The sequence below is a fragment of the Geodermatophilus sp. SYSU D00697 genome (assembly GCF_054050175.1).
In genome coordinates, this window is record NZ_JBJGYV010000019.1 from 67,843 (window position 1) to 83,356 (window position 15,514).

At 76.1% G+C, this 15,514-nt stretch carries 13 protein-coding genes; 5 read left to right on the forward strand and 8 right to left on the reverse strand.

Annotated elements, in window-relative coordinates; genetic code table 11:
• Positions 1-78: 78 nt before the first annotated feature.
• Positions 79-1,098 (forward strand): SDR family oxidoreductase, encoded by a 1,020-nt coding sequence (locus ACI79C_RS16940; protein WP_456946838.1) that lies wholly within the window; start codon positions 79-81, stop codon positions 1,096-1,098.
• On the opposite strand, the gene ACI79C_RS16945 is transcribed toward ACI79C_RS16940, so the two are convergent.
• The gene (locus tag ACI79C_RS16945) at positions 1,079-1,915 is read right to left on the reverse strand and encodes an alpha/beta fold hydrolase (RefSeq protein WP_456946839.1); all 837 of its coding nucleotides are present in this window, start codon (positions 1,913-1,915) and stop codon (positions 1,079-1,081) included. The genes ACI79C_RS16940 and ACI79C_RS16945 overlap by 20 nt on opposite strands.
• Positions 1,916-1,972: 57 nt before the next feature.
• A complete protein-coding gene (locus tag ACI79C_RS16950) occupies positions 1,973-2,356 on the reverse strand; it encodes a hypothetical protein (RefSeq protein ID WP_456946840.1) in 384 nt (127 codons plus the stop codon).
• A gap of 135 nt (positions 2,357-2,491) precedes the next feature.
• On the opposite strand from ACI79C_RS16950, the gene ACI79C_RS16955 reads away from it, so the two are divergent.
• A complete protein-coding gene (locus ACI79C_RS16955) occupies positions 2,492-3,883 on the forward strand; it encodes a wax ester/triacylglycerol synthase domain-containing protein (protein WP_456946841.1) in 1,392 nt (463 codons plus the stop codon).
• Here the strand turns inward: ACI79C_RS16955 and ACI79C_RS16960 are convergent.
• From ACI79C_RS16960 to ACI79C_RS16980, 5 genes are read right to left on the reverse strand one after another with little or no spacing between them, the layout of a single operon-like run.
• Positions 3,796-4,473, reverse strand: coding sequence for a M23 family metallopeptidase (locus ACI79C_RS16960; RefSeq protein ID WP_456946842.1), 678 nt, complete (start codon positions 4,471-4,473; stop codon positions 3,796-3,798). The genes ACI79C_RS16955 and ACI79C_RS16960 overlap by 88 nt on opposite strands.
• Before the next feature lie 45 nt (positions 4,474-4,518).
• Positions 4,519-5,868, reverse strand: coding sequence for an MFS transporter (locus ACI79C_RS16965; RefSeq protein WP_456946843.1), 1,350 nt, complete (start codon positions 5,866-5,868; stop codon positions 4,519-4,521).
• The gene (locus ACI79C_RS16970) at positions 5,865-7,541 is read right to left on the reverse strand and encodes an amidohydrolase (protein WP_456946844.1); all 1,677 of its coding nucleotides are present in this window, start codon (positions 7,539-7,541) and stop codon (positions 5,865-5,867) included. The genes ACI79C_RS16965 and ACI79C_RS16970 overlap by 4 nt, the downstream gene beginning before the upstream one ends.
• A gap of 11 nt (positions 7,542-7,552) precedes the next feature.
• A complete protein-coding gene (locus ACI79C_RS16975; protein ID WP_456946845.1) occupies positions 7,553-9,241 on the reverse strand; it encodes an urease subunit alpha in 1,689 nt (562 codons plus the stop codon).
• Complete coding sequence (locus ACI79C_RS16980) at positions 9,238-9,882, reverse strand: urease subunit gamma (protein ID WP_456946846.1); 645 nt, start codon at positions 9,880-9,882, stop codon at positions 9,238-9,240. Before ACI79C_RS16980 ends, ACI79C_RS16975 begins: the two co-directional genes overlap by 4 nt.
• Positions 9,883-10,068: 186 nt before the next feature.
• Between ACI79C_RS16980 and ACI79C_RS16985 the strand changes: the two genes are divergently transcribed.
• The 3 genes from ACI79C_RS16985 (at position 10,069) to ACI79C_RS16995 (ending at position 14,930) form a co-directional block, all read left to right on the forward strand.
• Positions 10,069-12,039 carry a protein kinase domain-containing protein gene (locus ACI79C_RS16985; RefSeq protein WP_456946847.1) on the forward strand — a complete coding sequence of 657 codons (1,971 nt, stop codon included), beginning with the start codon at positions 10,069-10,071 and terminating at the stop codon, positions 12,037-12,039.
• A 143-nt stretch (positions 12,040-12,182) separates the two neighbouring features.
• Positions 12,183-13,589, forward strand: coding sequence for an APC family permease (locus tag ACI79C_RS16990; protein WP_456946848.1), 1,407 nt, complete (start codon positions 12,183-12,185; stop codon positions 13,587-13,589).
• A 153-nt stretch (positions 13,590-13,742) separates the two neighbouring features.
• Positions 13,743-14,930 (forward strand): low temperature requirement protein A, encoded by a 1,188-nt coding sequence (locus tag ACI79C_RS16995; protein WP_456946849.1) that lies wholly within the window; start codon positions 13,743-13,745, stop codon positions 14,928-14,930.
• A 62-nt stretch (positions 14,931-14,992) separates the two neighbouring features.
• On the opposite strand, the gene ACI79C_RS17000 is transcribed toward ACI79C_RS16995, so the two are convergent.
• Positions 14,993-15,511 carry a CBS domain-containing protein gene (locus ACI79C_RS17000; protein WP_456946850.1) on the reverse strand — a complete coding sequence of 173 codons (519 nt, stop codon included), beginning with the start codon at positions 15,509-15,511 and terminating at the stop codon, positions 14,993-14,995.
• Positions 15,512-15,514: the final 3 nt, after the last annotated feature.

Sequence of the window (15,514 nt, forward strand, 5' to 3'; positions counted from 1 at the left end):
CGACGGCGGGGCGGTGTCGTTCGTGCCACATCCGGGCCCAGGGCCGTTCGCCGGCTCCCGGCGGGGTACGGGACCCCGATGCCGAAGCCGGAGTTGAAGCCAGTGCGCGAGCAGGTCGTCGTCGTCATGGGCGCGTCGAGCGGGATCGGCCGGGCGACTGCTGCCCGGTTCGCCGCGGAGGGGGCGCGGGTCGTCGTCGCAGCCCGGGGGGAGGCCGGGCTCCGGTCGCTGGTCGAGGAGATCCGGGCCGGTGGCGGGCAGGCCTGCGCGGAGGTCGCCGACGTCACCGATCCGGCTCAGGTGCGGCGGGTGGCCGAACGAGCGGTCACCGAGTACGGCCGGCTGGACACCTGGGTGCACGCCGCCGCGGTCCTGCTCGTCGCGCCGTTCGAGGAGACGACGCCTGAGGAGTTCCAGCGGGTGATCGACGTCAACCTGATGGGGCAGGTGCACGGCGCGATGGCCGCCCTCCCGCACCTCCGCCGCGAGGGCGGGGCGCTGGTCTCCATCTCGTCGATGGGCGCGAAGCGGGGGGTGCCTCTGCAGACCGCCTACTGCGCCGCCAAGCACGGCATCGACGGGTTCCTCGAGACGCTCCGGATGGAGGTGCGCAAGGAACAGCTGCCGGTCAGCGTCACCAACGTCATGCCCGCGACGATCAACACGCCGCTGTTCGACCAGGCCCGGACCAAGATCGGCGTCAAGCCGGTCGCGCCCCCGCCGATCTACCAGCCCGACGTCGTGGTGGACGCCGTCCTGTACGCCGCGCAGCACCCCGTGCGGGACCTGGTGGTCGGCGGGTCGGCGAAGGCGCTCATCGTGGGGGAGAAGGTCGCCCCCCGCCTGCTCGACGCGCTCCTCACCCGCTTCGGGTTCGAGGCCCACGACACCGGGGAGCCCAAGGCGGCCGACGCCCCGGACAACCTGTTCGCCCCGCTGGAGGGCCGCTACGACACCGCCCGGGACGGGTTCGACCGCAGCGCCCGGCCGCGCAGCCTCTACACCTCGCTGCAGCGACACCCCCTGGTGGGGCGGATCCCGCTGGCGGCCGACGCGCTCGCGCTGGCGGGGTTCGTCCTCAGGCCGTTGGTCCGGTAGGCCGCGCGGCGGTCCAGGAGCCGGCCGCGGCCACGGCGTCGTCGACGAGCCGGACCACGCGCGCGGGCACGTCGGCGACGGCGCTGTGCCCGGCGAGCGGCAGGACGCGGAAGCGCGCGCCGGGGACGAGCAGCGCCAGCCACGCGGCCTGGCTGAGCGTGAGGACGTCGTGGCTCCCCTGCGCCACGACGACCGGGCACGAGACGGCCCAGAAGTCGATCGTGGCCTCGGGCAGGACGGCGTGCCGGAGCAGCCGCCAGAAGTCCTCGGCCTCCGCGAAGCCGCGGACGAGGGTCGCCGCCTCGCCGGCGGGCGTGCGCCACCCGCGCGCCCGGAGCAGACCCAGGACGGCGGTGCGGAGGACGGCCGGGCGCAGGAGCGGACCGGCGGCCGGGGCGAGCGCGCCGAAGGCGAGCCGGGCACCGGCGAGAGCGGCCGCCTGGTAGGCGCGTTCGGGAGGGGTCATCGGACCGGTCGGGGCGATCGCGACCACCGACCGTGCCCGCTGCCGCCGGGCCAGCTCGAGACCGAGGCGACCGCCGAGCGACACGCCCAGCACGTGCGGCGCGCCGACCCCCTGCCGGTCGAGCTCGCGCTCCACGGCGTCGGCCAGTGCCGGGACGCGGGGCCGGACCGACCGGGGCAGGGCGGGGGACCGACCCTGCCCGGGCAGGTCGAGGGCCAGCACGTCGTAGCGCTGCGCCAACCGCGGCACGACCGCTCCGAACTCCGCCAGCGTGCTCCCCAGACCCGGCAGCAGCACCAGCGCGGGACCGCTGCCCTCCCGGTGCACGTACAGCCCCGTCGTCCCGTCCACGCGGCCGATCCAACACCGGCCACCGGCCGGCCGGGCGTCCGGGCGCGGGCGCCGGCCTCAGGCCGGGTCGAACCAGGTCACCTCCTCCGGCGTGGCGGAGAACGGGTTGGCCCACTCCGACGGCGCACCGGTGATCGGCGCGGCGTCGGTGACGACGACGAACGGCGTGCCCGGGTACACGGCGAGCACCCGCGAGGACGACGACAGGTGCTCGGTGCGCTCGACGAGCTCGCCGCGGCGGAGCTGCCGCGTCGTCCGCCGTCCGCTCAGCTCCTCCCCGACCTCGGCGACCCACTCGGCTCCGTCGGGGGAGGAGAAGGCGATGGAGTGCACGCGCCGGCTGGCGGGGGCCGGCTCGCACCCGGCGAACTCGGCCAGGGCGGCGTAGAGCCGCTCCGCCTGCTCGTCGTCGGTCGCCCGCGGGAGGAAGAAGGCAGCCATGCCCCGATCCTCGCCGTCGCCACCGACAGGATGGCGGTGCGGGCGGAGCGGGCCGCCCGACGTCGGGACCCGGCTGGTGGCCCTGCTCCGGGCACCGGGTTGTCGCAGGCGCCCCCGGACCGGCAGGCTGCGCCCGTGGAGGTCCCGCTGACCGCCGAGGACCGAGTCATCCTGGCCCTCGAGAGCCCGTCGCTGGTCGGGCACACGTGCACGGTGGTCCGCCTGCCGGCGGGGGCGCCGACCCTGGAGGAACTGCGCGACGCGGTGGCCCGGAGGCTCCCGGACGCGCCGCGGCTGACCTGGCGCCTGGCGGGGACCGCCGAGGAGCCGGTGTGGGCTCCGGACGAGGCGGTCGACGTCACGGCGCACGTCGGCGCCGTCGTCGCGGCCGGCCCGCTCGACCCGGCCGGGCTGCGCGGCGAGGTCGCGCGGCTGTTCGCGCAGCACCTGGACCGCCGCCGGCCGCTGTGGCGGATGGACCTGGTCGGCCCGCTCGCCGGGGGTGGCGCGGCCCTGGTGTGGCGGGTGCACCACGCCCTGGCCGACGGGACGACGGCGATGCGCCTGGCCTCCGCCGTGCTCTGGGACCCGCCGCCGGTGCCCGCGGCCGGCCGGCCCGCGCCCGGCGCCGTGCCGCCGCGGTCGCCCGGCGCCGACCCGCCGCGCCACCACCGCGCCGCCGTCCTGACCGGCGAGGTCCTCCCGGGGCTGCGCCGCTCGCCGTTCGACGCGCGGGTGGGACCCGACCGCGAGGTCGCCTTCGCCGACGCCCCGCTGTCCACGCTGCACGACGCCGCCCGGCTGCTGGCCGACGCGACCGTGAACGACGCGGTGCTCGCCGTCGTGGCGGGCGCGCTGCGGCGCTGGCTGGAGCACCGGCACGGGCCGCTGCACGACCTGCGGGTCAAGGTGCCGGTCACCCTGCACGCCGAGGGCGACTCGGTCGGCAACCGCGACTCGTACTTCCGGGTGGACCTCCCGATCGACGAACCGGACCTGGCAGCCCGACTGGCCGCCGTCCGGGCGGAGACCGCCCTGCGCAAGGCGCACTCCGACGCGCAGGAGCTCGACGAGCTGATGTCCCGGACGGCCCGGTTCTCACCCCGCCTGGCCGACTGGTCGCAGCGGCTGCTGCGGAGCGGGCGGGCCTTCGCCCTCAACGTGTCCGACGTCCGTGGACCCGACCGGGAGGTGTCGGTGCTGGGCGCCCGCGTCGAGACCGTCCACGCCCTCGCCGAGGTCGCGCAGCACCACGCCCTCCGGGTGGCGGTGCTCTCCGCCGCCGACCGGCTGTGCTTCGGGCTGGTCGCCGACCCCGCGGTCGTGGGGGACCTGGACGGGCTCGCCGGTGCGGTCGAGCGGGAGGCGGCCGAGCTGGTGCGGGCCGGCACGGCGACCGGCCGGCCCGCACCCGGGCCCCGCGCGCCCGCGGACGCCGGTCACACCGGCTCGACGACCTCCGACTCGCCCGGGACGCCCCGGTCCACCACCACCGGGGGCCCGCCGGAGCGTGGCCAGACCCGGTAGTCGCGGAAGGACATCGGCAGACCGCGGGCGGTGGACGCGTCCGCGGCGTCCATGACCTGGACGTGCACGTGCGGCTGCGTCGAGTTGCCCGAGTTCCCGCACGCGGCGACCGTCCGGCCGGCGGGCACCGGCTCACCCTCCCGCACCTGGATCGACCCGGCGCGCAGGTGGGCGAGGACGACGTAGCCGCCGCCGTCGGCCAGCTCGAGGACCACGTGGTTGCCGGCGAGCGCGCCGGCACCCCCGCGGGCCCGCGCCGCCTGGGTCAGGGCGTAGCGCAGCAGGGCCGGCTGCGACCGCCGCGCCTCGTGGTCGGCCTCGCCGTCGTGGACCGACACCACCCGGCCGGCCGCGGGGGCGAGGACCGGCTGCCCGAAGGCGACGAACCGGTCCGCGGGCTCGGTGGCCAGCACGGTGCGCCAGTCCCGCGTCGCCGCCGTCCGCCGTCCGCGCACGGCGATGAAGTCGATCGCGTACGTCGTGGCGAACCGGTGCGTGCCGTGGCTCGGCACGCGCCGCGCGGGGCTGTTCCGCGCCAGCCACGTGCCGCGGAACGGCAGTCCGAGCACCACCCCGTTGGATCCGGACACGTCGCCTCCCTCCGCTGCCGGGGATGGTGCCGCACCGAGTGGCGCTCAGGTGACGACGACCTCGTCGCGCACGCGCATCCGCTCACCGACGAACCCGCCCACGACGGTGACCAGCGAGACCCCGATCAGCAGGACCGCGGGCACCCACGGGTCGTCCCCGATGGCGCCGGTCATGGCGGTGGCCACGAAGGGCAGGAACCCGCTGAGGGCGCCGGCGATGTTGTACGCCAGCGCGACCCCGCTGTAGCGGTACCGGGCGGGGAAGAGCTCGGTGAGCAGCGCGCCGGTGACGGCGTAGGCGATCGAGAGGGCGGCGATCCCGGCCGAGATGGCGAGGACGACGGCGGCCGGCGAGCGGGTCGTCAGCAGGGCGAAGACCGGGTAGGCCAGGACGGCGCTGGCCACGCCGCCCCAGAACGTCATCCGGCCCGGGCCCAGCCGGTCGGCGAGCCGGCCGATCACGACGATGACGACCATCTCGACGACGGCGGCCACGAGCGTGGCGTTGACCATGAGGCCGCGGGACAGGCCCAGGGAGTCGACGCCGTAGCTGATCGCGAACGTGGTCAGCACGTAGAACCCGCCGACGCCGAGGAACGCCGCGGCGATGGCGACGACCAGCCGCACCCAGGCGTGCCGGAAGACCTCACCCGCCGGGATCTTGGGCCGGTCGGCCTCGTGCCTGAGCAGCTCGTCGAAGATCGGCGACTCCTCTACGCGGCGGCGGATGTAGAAGGCGACGACCAGCAGCGGGAACGCGGCGAGGAACGGCAGCCGCCACCCCCAGGAGTCGAAGGTCGCGTCGGGCAGCAGCAGGACCAGGGCGAAGGCGCCCGAGGACATCAGCGTGCCCACCGGGGAGCCCAGCTGGGGGAGGGCGGCGTACCGGCTGCGCTTGTCCGGCGGGGCGTGCTCGACGGCCAGGGTGACCGCGCCGCCCCACTCGCCACCGACGGCGACGCCCTGCGCGAGGCGCAGGAGCACCAGCAGGGCCGGTGCGGCGACGCCGATGGCGGCGAAGTCCGGCAGCAGGCCGATCAGCCCGGTCGCCGCACCGATCAGGACCACCGTGATCAGCAGGGCGGGGCGGCGGCCGATGCGGTCCCCGACCGCGCCGAAGACGACCGCGCCCACCGGCCGGGCGACGAAGCCGACGCCGAAGGTGGCGAAGGCGGCCAGCGTCGCCGCCGTGGGGTCGAGCGTGCTGAAGTACAGCCGGTTGAACACCAGGGCGGCGGCGGTGCCGAAGAGGAAGTAGTCGTACCACTCCAGGGCGGTGCCGACGAAGGCGGCGAAGGCCACGCGACCGGCGTCCCGGCTGCTCACGGTCGCGTGCGGTGTCGCGGTGCGGGGACCCGCCCCGGCTCCGGCCGGGACGGCGGTCGAGTCGCTCATGGGTGCGCTCCTCGGGTGTGCTGGTCGGGTGTGGCAGGCAGGTCCTGGCCGGCGAACACACCGGTGTCGTGCACCGGCGTCCCCCCGAGCAGCGTGGCCAGGACGCCGATGGCGCCGATCCGGTCGGGGTCGACGCGCTGCGGGTCGTCGGTCAAGACCACCAGGTCGGCGAGCTTGCCGGGGCTGACGCTGCCGCGGCTGCGCTCGTCGTGGCTGGCCCACGCCTCGTCGATCGTGTAGGCCCGCAGCGCCTGGGCGGCGCCGACGCGTTCGTCGGCGCCGATCACGGCCCCGCCGGAGGACAGCCGCTCGACCATCGACTGCATGCCGAGCAGCGGCGCACCAGGGGCGACCGGCCGGTCGGAGCTGCCGGGCACCCGCAGCCCCGCCTCGAGGAAGGAGCGGTGCCGGTAGAGCCAGTCCGCCCGCTCCGGGCCGACCGCGGCGGCCATGGTGTCGCCGACCGCGTACAGGAAGCGCGGCTGCGGGACGGGCACCACGCCCAGGTCGGCGAAGCGGGCCAGCTGGTCGGGGCGGACGACACCGGCGTGCTCGATGCGGTGTCGGACGTCGTCGCGCGGCGAGGACCGCCGGGCCTCGGCGAAGGCGTCCAGCGCCAGGTCGACGGCGTCGTCCCCGATGGCGTGGGCGGCCACGCGCCACCCGGCGCGGTGCGCGTCGACCACCAGGCGGCGCATCCGGTCGGGGTCGTCCTGGTACACCGCGGTCCCGTGGTCGCAGAAGGGTGAGGAGAGCGCGGCGGTGCGGCCGATCAGAGACCCGTCGAGCCAGATCTTCATGGGGCCCAGGCGCAGCCGGTCGTCCCCGAAGCCGGTGCGCAACCCGAGGTCGAGCCCCACGCCGATGTCGTCGTCGGGGTGCGCCCTCAGCGGGTGCAGCGTGTCACTGGCGACCATCAGCTCCACGCGGGTGCGCAGCAGCGCCCGCTCCCGGGCGACGGTGTAGGCCGCGGCCTCGACCGGGGTGCGGCCCAGCAGGCCCAGGCCGATGCCGGCCTCGACCACGTGGGTCAGGCCCTCCGCGGCGTAGACCGCGCTCGCCCGGCCGAGCGCCGCCGCGACGTCGTCCACCGGATAGGGCTTGACGAGGGCGTCGACCAGCTCCTGGGCCCGCTCCTGGAGGAGCCCGGTGGGCGACCCCGCGCCGTCCCGGACGACGACCCCTCCGGCCGGCGCGTCGGCGTCGCCGTCCAGGACGCCGCAGCGCCGCAGCACCTCGCTGCTGACGACGCTCATGTGGCCGGAGCGGTGCTTGAGCCACACCGGCCGCCCCTCGCCGGCCCGGTCCAGCAGCTGACGGTCGGGGTGGGCGCCGATGACCGTGTCGTCGTAGCCGGAGCCCACCACCCAGGTGTCGCGGGGCAGGGCGGCGGCGTCCCGCGCCACGGCCTCCTCGAGCGCGGCGAGGGTGCCGGCCGCGGAGAGGTCCACCTCGCCCAGGGACTGGCCGAACCAGGCCATGTGGTTGTGCGCGTCGCCGAACCCGGGGACCACCACGGCGCCCTCGCCGTCCACGACGGCCCGCGCGGGCAGCGACTCGACCTCCTCGTCGAGCCCCACGATGCGGCCGCCGAGCACGCCGATGGCCGACGCCGTGGGGCGCGCGTCGTCGACGGTGACCACGTGCACGTCGCGCAGCAGCAGGTCGAGCACGGTGGCTCCGTTCAGGCCAGGGAGTGCAGGCGGGTGAGCGGCAGGTCGGTGGCGTGGTGCACGGGCACCGGGCGGCCGTCGACGAGGACGGGGTCCGGTCCGGTCGGCACGGCGACCGCGGGGGTGGCGGTGTTGTGGACCATGTCCGCGCTGGTCAGCCCGCGGCTCGCCCGGACGGCGGCGTAGCGCACACCCGGGGGCAGCGCCCCGCGGGCGCGGGGGTCGTCGAGGCACTGCTCGGAGACGAAGACCCGCGACAGCCGGCGCGGCGCAGCGCCCAGCCCGCCGAAGTAGGGCCGCAGCACGCGGGGCTGGGTCAGCCGGGTGGAGCCCGAGCCCGACCCGGAGGTGCCCCACGCGACGAAGCCGGACTTGAGGACGAGCTCGGGCGCGGTGCCGAACCGGGCCGGGTGCCACAGCGCGATGTCGGCGAGCGCGCCGGGCCGCAGCGACCCCACCTCGTGGGCCATGCCGTGCGCGATGGCCGGGTTCAGCGTGATCTTCGCCAGGTACCGCAGCACCCGCGCGTTGGCCGGGTGGTCGGGCCCGGCCTCCCCGGCCAGGTGCGCCTGCACGTGGGCCACCTGCCAGGTGCGCCGGGCGGTCTCGGCGATGCGGCCCATGCCCATCGAGTCGGAGTTGACGATGCTGATGGCGCCCAGGTCGTGCAGCGCGTTCTCCGCGGCGATGCCGTGCTCGCGGACGCGGCTGCCGGCGATCGCGACGTCGCTGTCGACCCCGGCGTGACCGCGGTGGACGGTCAGGGTCATCGGCAGCAGCTCCTCGACGGTCGCCCCGGTCAGCGGCAGCGTCGGCGTGGTCGAGGAGGTCAGGACGTGCGGCTCGGTCACCACCTGCAACAGGTCGGGGTGCCCGCCGCCGCCCTCGACGTGGTAGGCGTGCACGGTGCGGCCCCGGGTGGCCGACAGCGTGTCGGCCAGGGCGCCGGACTCGTTGAGGGTGTCGGTGTGCAGGGCCACGGGGAGGTCGGCCTCCTCGGCCACGCCCAGGCACGTGTCGACGATCCGCGGGGTCGCTCCCCAGTCCTCGTGGATCTTGAACCCGCCCGACCCGGCCAGCACGGCCCGCTCGAGCAGGTCGGTGGAGGACGTCGAGCCCCGGGCGAGGAAGGCCACGTTCACCGGCACGTCACGCCAGCCCGTGATGAGGGTGTGCAGGTTGGCCGCCGGGTTGGCGCCCATGTCCCAGACGCCGCCGATGCCCATGCCCACCAGCGAGGTGACGCCGGCGGCCAGGGCCGCGGGGACGACCTCGGGGCTGGACAGGTGCACGTGCGAGTCGACGATGCCCGGCGTGGCGACCAGGCCCTCACCGGTGATCATCGCCGTGTGGGAGTCGACGACCAGTTCGACGCCGTCGGTCGCGTCCGGGTTGCCGGCCCGGCCGGTGCCCACGATGCGGCCGTCCTTGATGCCGATGCTCGTCTTGCGCACCCCGAGCAGGGGGTCGATCACCACGACGCCCAGCACGACCATGTCCAGGGCGCTGTCCCCGGGGGCACGGTCGGTGACGAGCAGCCCGTGGCGGGCGGTCTTGCCGCAGCCGCCGAGCAGTTCCTCGCCGGGCTCGGTGTCGTCCCCCTCGATGCGCACCCACAGGTCGGTGTCGGCCAGGCGCAGCAGGTCCCCGGTCGTGGGGCCGTACAGGGCGGCGTAGCGGTCGCGGGAGAGGCTGCTCACCGCCGGCCGCCCCGGGCCACGACGGGGACGACGCGGGTGGCGCCCGGTGCGAGCTGCAGGCTGACCCCGGCCGGGAGGTCCAGCCGGAAGCCCCGGACCGCCTCGCGGTCGAGCTCCAGCGCCGGGTTGAGCTCCTCGAGCGGGAAGTGCGAGGAGATCCACACCGGCCGCCGGCCGCGGTTGGTCACCTCCACCGCCTGACGGTCGCGGCCCGGAGCGAGCTCGATCTCGCCGTCCTGGGACAGGACGGCGCCCGGGCCCACCGGGTCCGGCGGGCCGAACGGCTCGGGCACGTGCACCAGGGAGGTGCCGTGCGGGAAGAGCGCCTCGACCTGCAGGCTGGGCACGGTGGTCGCCACGCCGGGCAGCACCTGGTCGGCGGCCACGACGTCCCCCGCGCGCCGGACGACCTCCCCGAGCGGCAGGCCGTCCCAGGCCATCTCCAGGACCTCGTCGCAGACCAGGGCGATCGCCTCGGTCGCTCCCAGGCGGGCGCCGCGCGCCAGCCGCCGCCGGGCGAGCTCGGCGGCGGTGAAGATCGACAGGCGCTCCTGCTCCCGGGGCGTCATGTGCACCGCGGACCTCCGGACCGTGTTCCGTCGGTGGGCGTGCAGCAGGTACCCGGCGCCCGCGCCGGTCACCCGTCGATCGCAGGGCTGCCGTGCCGCTGCCGGGAGGCCGTGCAGCCTCCTCCGACGGCCCGGCCGCGGCGGGACGGTCGCGACCGGGACCCGCCGCGTGCGCCCGGAGCCGTGTAGCGCCACGGATGCGGGGAACTCCACAGGGGGCGGGCAGCGACCTCGCACACCGGAACGGACGGAGCAGGCGTGACCACGGTCGAGAGGGGCCGGCAGATCCTGGGCGACCGCTACGAGCTCGAGCAGCTGATCGCCACCGGTGGGATGGGCGAGGTCTGGCGCGGCCACGACCACCACGTCGACCGTCCCGTAGCGGTCAAGGTCCTGCGCAGCCAGTACGCCGACAACCCGACCTTCGCCGCCCGGTTCCGCGCCGAGGCCAGGCACGCGGCGGCCCTGCGTCACCCGAACATCGCCGCCGTCCTGGACTACGGGGAGACGACGACGGAGGCCGGGGAGAACGTCGCGTACCTGGTCATGGAGCTCGTGGAGGGCGCGCCGCTGTCCGAGCGTCTCGCCGCCGAGGGACGGCTCAGCACGCAGACCGCGCTGTCGGTCCTCGAGCAGGCCGCGGCCGGGCTGGCCGAGGCGCACCGCGCCGGCGTCGTCCACCGCGACGTGAAGCCGGCGAACATCCTGGTCCGCGACGACGGTGCCGTGAAGCTGACCGACTTCGGGATCGCCTGGTCGGCGGGCAGCGTGCCGCTCACCCGGACCGGTCAGGTGATCGGCACGCCGCAGTACATGTCGCCCGAGCAGGCCCAGGGACAGCAGGCCGGCCCGGCCAGCGACGTGTACGCCCTGGGTCTGGTCGGCTACGAGTCACTCACCGGGCACGCCGCGTTCGAGGGCGACAACCCGGTGACCCTCGCCCTCAAGCAGGTCCAGGAACAACCGGAGCCGCTGCCCGCCGACCTGCCCGCCGGGGTGCGCGAGCTCATCGACTCGGCGCTGGCCAAGGACCCCGAGGCGCGCCTGGCCGACGGGAGCGCCTTCCTGAGTGCGGTCGAGGGGACGATCCGGCGTCAGGTGCAGGACACCGCAGCCCGCACCCGTCCCGTCGGGCCTGCCCTCCCGCCGGTGCCCCACGGGTCCGGGACGCCGAAGAGCCCTCCACCGCGGCCCCGGCGTCGCCGGGCACTGGTGCTGGTGCTGGCGCTGGCGCTCGTCCCGCTGCTCGTGCTCCTCGTCGTCGGCGTCCTCGCGGCGCTGCGCGACCCGTCCGACGGGGGAGGGGCCACCGGTGCGGTCCCCTCGCCGTCCGCATCCACATCCGCATCCGCGGACGTCGGCGTCGTGCTGGACGCGGATCAGCACCGGGGGCGTCCGGTCGACGAGGTCGTCGCCGAGCTGAGCGCGCTCGGCCTCCTGGTGGAGCGGCTGGACCAGGTCACCGCCGACTCGCCCCCGGGCACCGTGACGCGGGTCGACCCGGTCGGCACGCCGCTCCACGCCGGTGACCGGGTGCAGGTCCACGTCGCGGTCGCCCCGGCCCCGCCGCCCGCCGAGGTCACGGTGGAGGAGCCCGCCGGGACCGGTGGGACGCCCGGGCCCGCGGAGGCGGGGCCCCCGTCCCGGGCGGACGACGCGGCGCCCGCTCCCGAGGAGGCCCCGGTGCGCACCGCGCCGGAGTCCCCGCCCGGTGCCGACCCGACCGCGGGGACGCCGACCGGTGCCGGCACCGACACCGTGCCCGCGCCGGGCACGGCTCCGGGGACCGCCGTGCCGGGCACGGAGAGCCCTCCCGCGCCCAGCGACACGACGGACCCCGCACCTGCGGAGGACGGCGCCCAGGGGACGACCTCCCCCGGGACGGGCGCACCGGAGGCAGGGACCACCGAGCCCGACGCCACCGAGCCCGACGCCACCGAGCCCGACGCCACCGAGCCCGACGCCACCGAGCCCGACGCCACCGAGCCCGACGCCACCGGAACCGGCGCACCCAGCGACTCCGCGGGCACGGAGACCCCGCCCACCTCCGGGCCCGGCGCCCCGGACCCCGGCTCGGCGGACCCCGGCTCGGCAGACCCCGGCTCGCAGGACCCCGGCTCGCAGGACCCCGGCTCCGCAGACCGTGACACCGCGGAGTCCGGCGCGCCGGGGGACTCCGCGTCCTCGCCCGCCGGCGAGACCGACCCGGACGGGAGCCGCACCGACTGACCCCTGCGGGACGAGCCGGCCGCGCCCGCTCCGCCCAGCGGCGGCGTGCTCCTCGGCTCGCCGTGCCGGGACGGCGCGGGGACGGGAGGATCCCGTCGACGGACAGGTACTCCCTCTGCCTCCGGGCCGGTGAAGGAGCTGCGATGTCTGAGCGCGAGCACGGCGGGTTCGTCCGGACCCTCGGGCGGTGGGACGTGCTGGCGGTCGCCTTCGGGGCCATGATCGGCTTCGGCTGGATCGTCCTCACCGGCGGCTTCCTGGAGGGTGCCGGCACCTTCGGGGCCGCGCTCGCCTTCGTCATCGGTGGGGTGGTGGTCGCCCTGGTCGGGTTGACCTACGCCGAACTGGTGTCCGCGATGCCGCACGTCGGTGGGGAGCACAACTACGCCCTCCGGGCCATGGGCAGCCGGCCGGCGTTCGTCACCTCGTGGGCGCTGGTCCTCGGGTACGTCTCCGTGGTCGCGTTCGAGGCGGTCGCCCTGCCGCAGACCATGCTCTACCTCTTCCCGGACATGCTGGTCGGACGGCTGTGGACGGTCGCCGGTTACGACGTGTACGCCAGCTGGGCGGCGGTCGGGGTGGTCGCGGCCGTGGTGATGACCGCGCTCAACTACGTCGGCGTCCGGCCGGCCGCGGTGTTCCAGACCGTGGCGGTCCTCTTCCTCCTCGCGGTCGGGCTCGCGCTGCTCGTGGGCAGCCTCGTCGGCGGGGACACCGAGAACATGCAGCCGCTGTTCACCGGTGGCGCGGCCGGCCTGATCACGGTGCTGGTGGCGACGCCGTTCCTCTTCGTGGGCTTCGACGTCATCCCGCAGTCGGCGGAGGAGATCGACCTGTCCCACCGGCGGATCGGTCAGCTGCTGCTGCTCTCGGTGGGGATGGCCGTCGGCTGGTACGTCCTGATCATGCTGACGGTCGGGTCGTCGCTGCCGGTCGGCGAGCTCGCCGCCTCGGAGCTGGCGGCCGCCGACGGCATGGCGGCGCTGTGGGACAGCGACCTGATGGGCGACATCCTGGTGATCGGTGGCATCGCCGGGATCCTGACCTCGTGGAACGGCTTCCTCATCGGGGCCAGCCGGCTGCTCTACGCGTTGGCGCAGTCGGGGATGGTGCCCGCCTGGTTCGGGCGGCTCCACCCCCGGTACCGCACGCCCGGCAACGCCCTGCTCTTCATCGGGGGGCTCTCCGTCGTCGCGCCGCTCTTCGGACGGCAGACGCTGGTGTGGATGGTCGACGCCGGTGGGCTGAGCATCACCGTCGCCTACATCATGGTGGCGGTGAGCTTCGTCGTCCTCCGGCGTCGTGAACCCGACATGAGCCGCCCCTTCCGCGCGCCCGGTGGCCAGGCGACCGGTGTGCTGGCCGCCGTGCTCGCCGTCGGCCTGGGGGTCCTCTTCCTCCCCGGCATGCCGGCGGCGCTGGTGTGGCCGTACGAGTGGGTGATCCTGGCCGCGTGGTGGGTGCTCGGGCTGGTGTTCGTGCTGCGCCTGCCATCGGTCGGTCCGGGGCCGGACGCCGAGGCACGGGTGCTCGCCGCGCGCAGACGCTGACCGAACGGGCCCGGCGCCGCGCTCGGCAGGCGCGGCGGCCGGCCGCGGTGGCACGACGACGCGAACTGGTCCCGGAGCGCCGCCACCCCCAGTCCCTAGGCTGGCCGGGTGACGGGTGAGGACGGAGCCCCGAGGAGCCGGATCCGCGTCCCGATGAGGGAGCGGGCGAGCGACGAGCCGCACCGGGTCGCCAGCCCGCTGGAGCTCCTGTTCGACCTCACCTTCGTCGTGGCCATCGCCAGCATCACCGCGCAGCTGGCGCACGGGATCGCCGCGGGCCACGCGCTCGAGGACGTCGCGCCCTTCCTGCAGGTGTTCTTCGCCATCTGGTGGGCGTGGATGAACTCCACCTGGTTCGCCTCGTCCTACGACACCGACGACGTCCCCTACCGGTTGCTGACCATGCTGCAGATGGCCGGGGTGCTGGTGCTCGCGGCCGGCGTCCCGGTGGCCTTCGAGGAGGCGGACTACCGTGCGGTCACCGTCGGCTACCTGGTGATGCGCGTCGGCCTGGTCGGGCAGTGGCTGCGCGCCGCCGCCGAGCACCCCGAGGGCCGCAGCACGGCACTGCGCTACGCGGCGGGCACCTCGCTCGTGCAGCTCGGCTGGCAGGTGCGCCTGGTCCTGGCCGAGGCCGGCGTGCTCCCGGAGGGCTCCCTGGTGCCGGTGTTCCTCGTCCTCGTCGTCCTGGAGCTGGCCGTCCCGCGGTGGGCGGAGCGGACGCGGCGCACCAGCTGGCACCCGCACCACATCGCCGAGCGGTACGGGTTGTTCGTGATCATCGTGCTCGGCGAGAGCGTGCTGGCCGCCTCCACGGGGGTGCAGGCGGCCTTCGCGGCGCGGGGCCTGCACTGGTCACTGCTGACCGTCGGGGTCGCCTCGCTGGTGCTGCTCTTCGCGCTGTGGTGGCTGTACTTCCTGCAGCCGGCCGGGCCCGGCCTGGCCGCCCACCGGGACCGGTCGTTCCTGTGGGGCTACGGCCACTACGGCATCTTCGCGGCCCTCGCCGCCGTCGGCGCCGGGCTCGAGGTCGCGGTCGAGCAGACCGGCCACCACCTCGACGTATCCGCGGTCGGCGTCGGCTACGCGGTGACCGTCCCGGTGGCCGTGTTCCTGGTCCTGCTGTGGGCGGTGCACGTGCCGCTCGTGGCCCGGCCGGTCATCCGGCCGGGCCTGGTCCTCGGTGCCGCCGTGGTCGTCCTGCTGCTCCCGTTGGCGGCCGACTCCCTCGGCGTCACCGCGGTGGTGGCGACCACCGCGGCGGTGTGCGCGGCCGTGGTCGCGAGGACGGTGCTGGAGTCCTCACGCACCGCCGGCCGACGGGCCACCTCGGCGCGCTGACCCCTCGGCGGACGCGGCCGGGCCCGGGGACCAGTGAGGCCACGGGCCCGGTCGCGCCGTGGTCAGGGGGCCTCCGGTGCGACGGGGACCAGCCCGGACGCCAGGAGCGCCCGGCAGACGTCGGCGAGGTCGACCGTCCCGACCAGCCGCCGGCCGTCGACGACCGGCAGGTGCCGGACCCCGGTGGACAGCATCAACCGGGCGGCCTCGGCGGCGTCCACACCGGTGCTGACGGTCGAGGGCCGCCGGGGGAGCAGCTGGCTGACGCGCGTGGTCTCGAGGTCCCGACCGTCGGCGACCGCCCGGGTGATCTCGGCGTCGGTGACGACCGCGAGGGGCTCGGAGGTGCCGTCGGCCGTCACGACGAGCGCCGACTCGTGCGCGTGCGCGAGCAGGTAGGCCACCGCGGCCAGGTGCGCCGCCGGCTCGATCGTCGTCGGCGGCCGCATGAGCTCGCCCACGACCGGCAGGCCCGGGGAGCGCGCGGTGCTCGCCCCGGCGGGGGCCGCGGGGTCCGCGCCGGCCGCTCGCGCCGGGCTGTGCCGGGTCCGTGGCGCGGGGACGTCGGATGGGTCGTCCACGGG

Coding starts and splice junctions, on each gene's coding strand:
- ACI79C_RS16940 (WP_456946838.1), top strand. CDS start 79: ATGCCGAAGCCGGAGTTGAAGCCAGTGCGCGAGCAGGTCGTCGTCGTC.
- ACI79C_RS16950 (WP_456946840.1), bottom strand. CDS start 2,356: ATGGCTGCCTTCTTCCTCCCGCGGGCGACCGACGACGAGCAGGCGGAG.
- ACI79C_RS16965 (WP_456946843.1), bottom strand. CDS start 5,868: ATGAGCGACTCGACCGCCGTCCCGGCCGGAGCCGGGGCGGGTCCCCGC.
- ACI79C_RS16990 (WP_456946848.1), top strand. CDS start 12,183: ATGTCTGAGCGCGAGCACGGCGGGTTCGTCCGGACCCTCGGGCGGTGG.
- ACI79C_RS16995 (WP_456946849.1), top strand. CDS start 13,743: ATGAGGGAGCGGGCGAGCGACGAGCCGCACCGGGTCGCCAGCCCGCTG.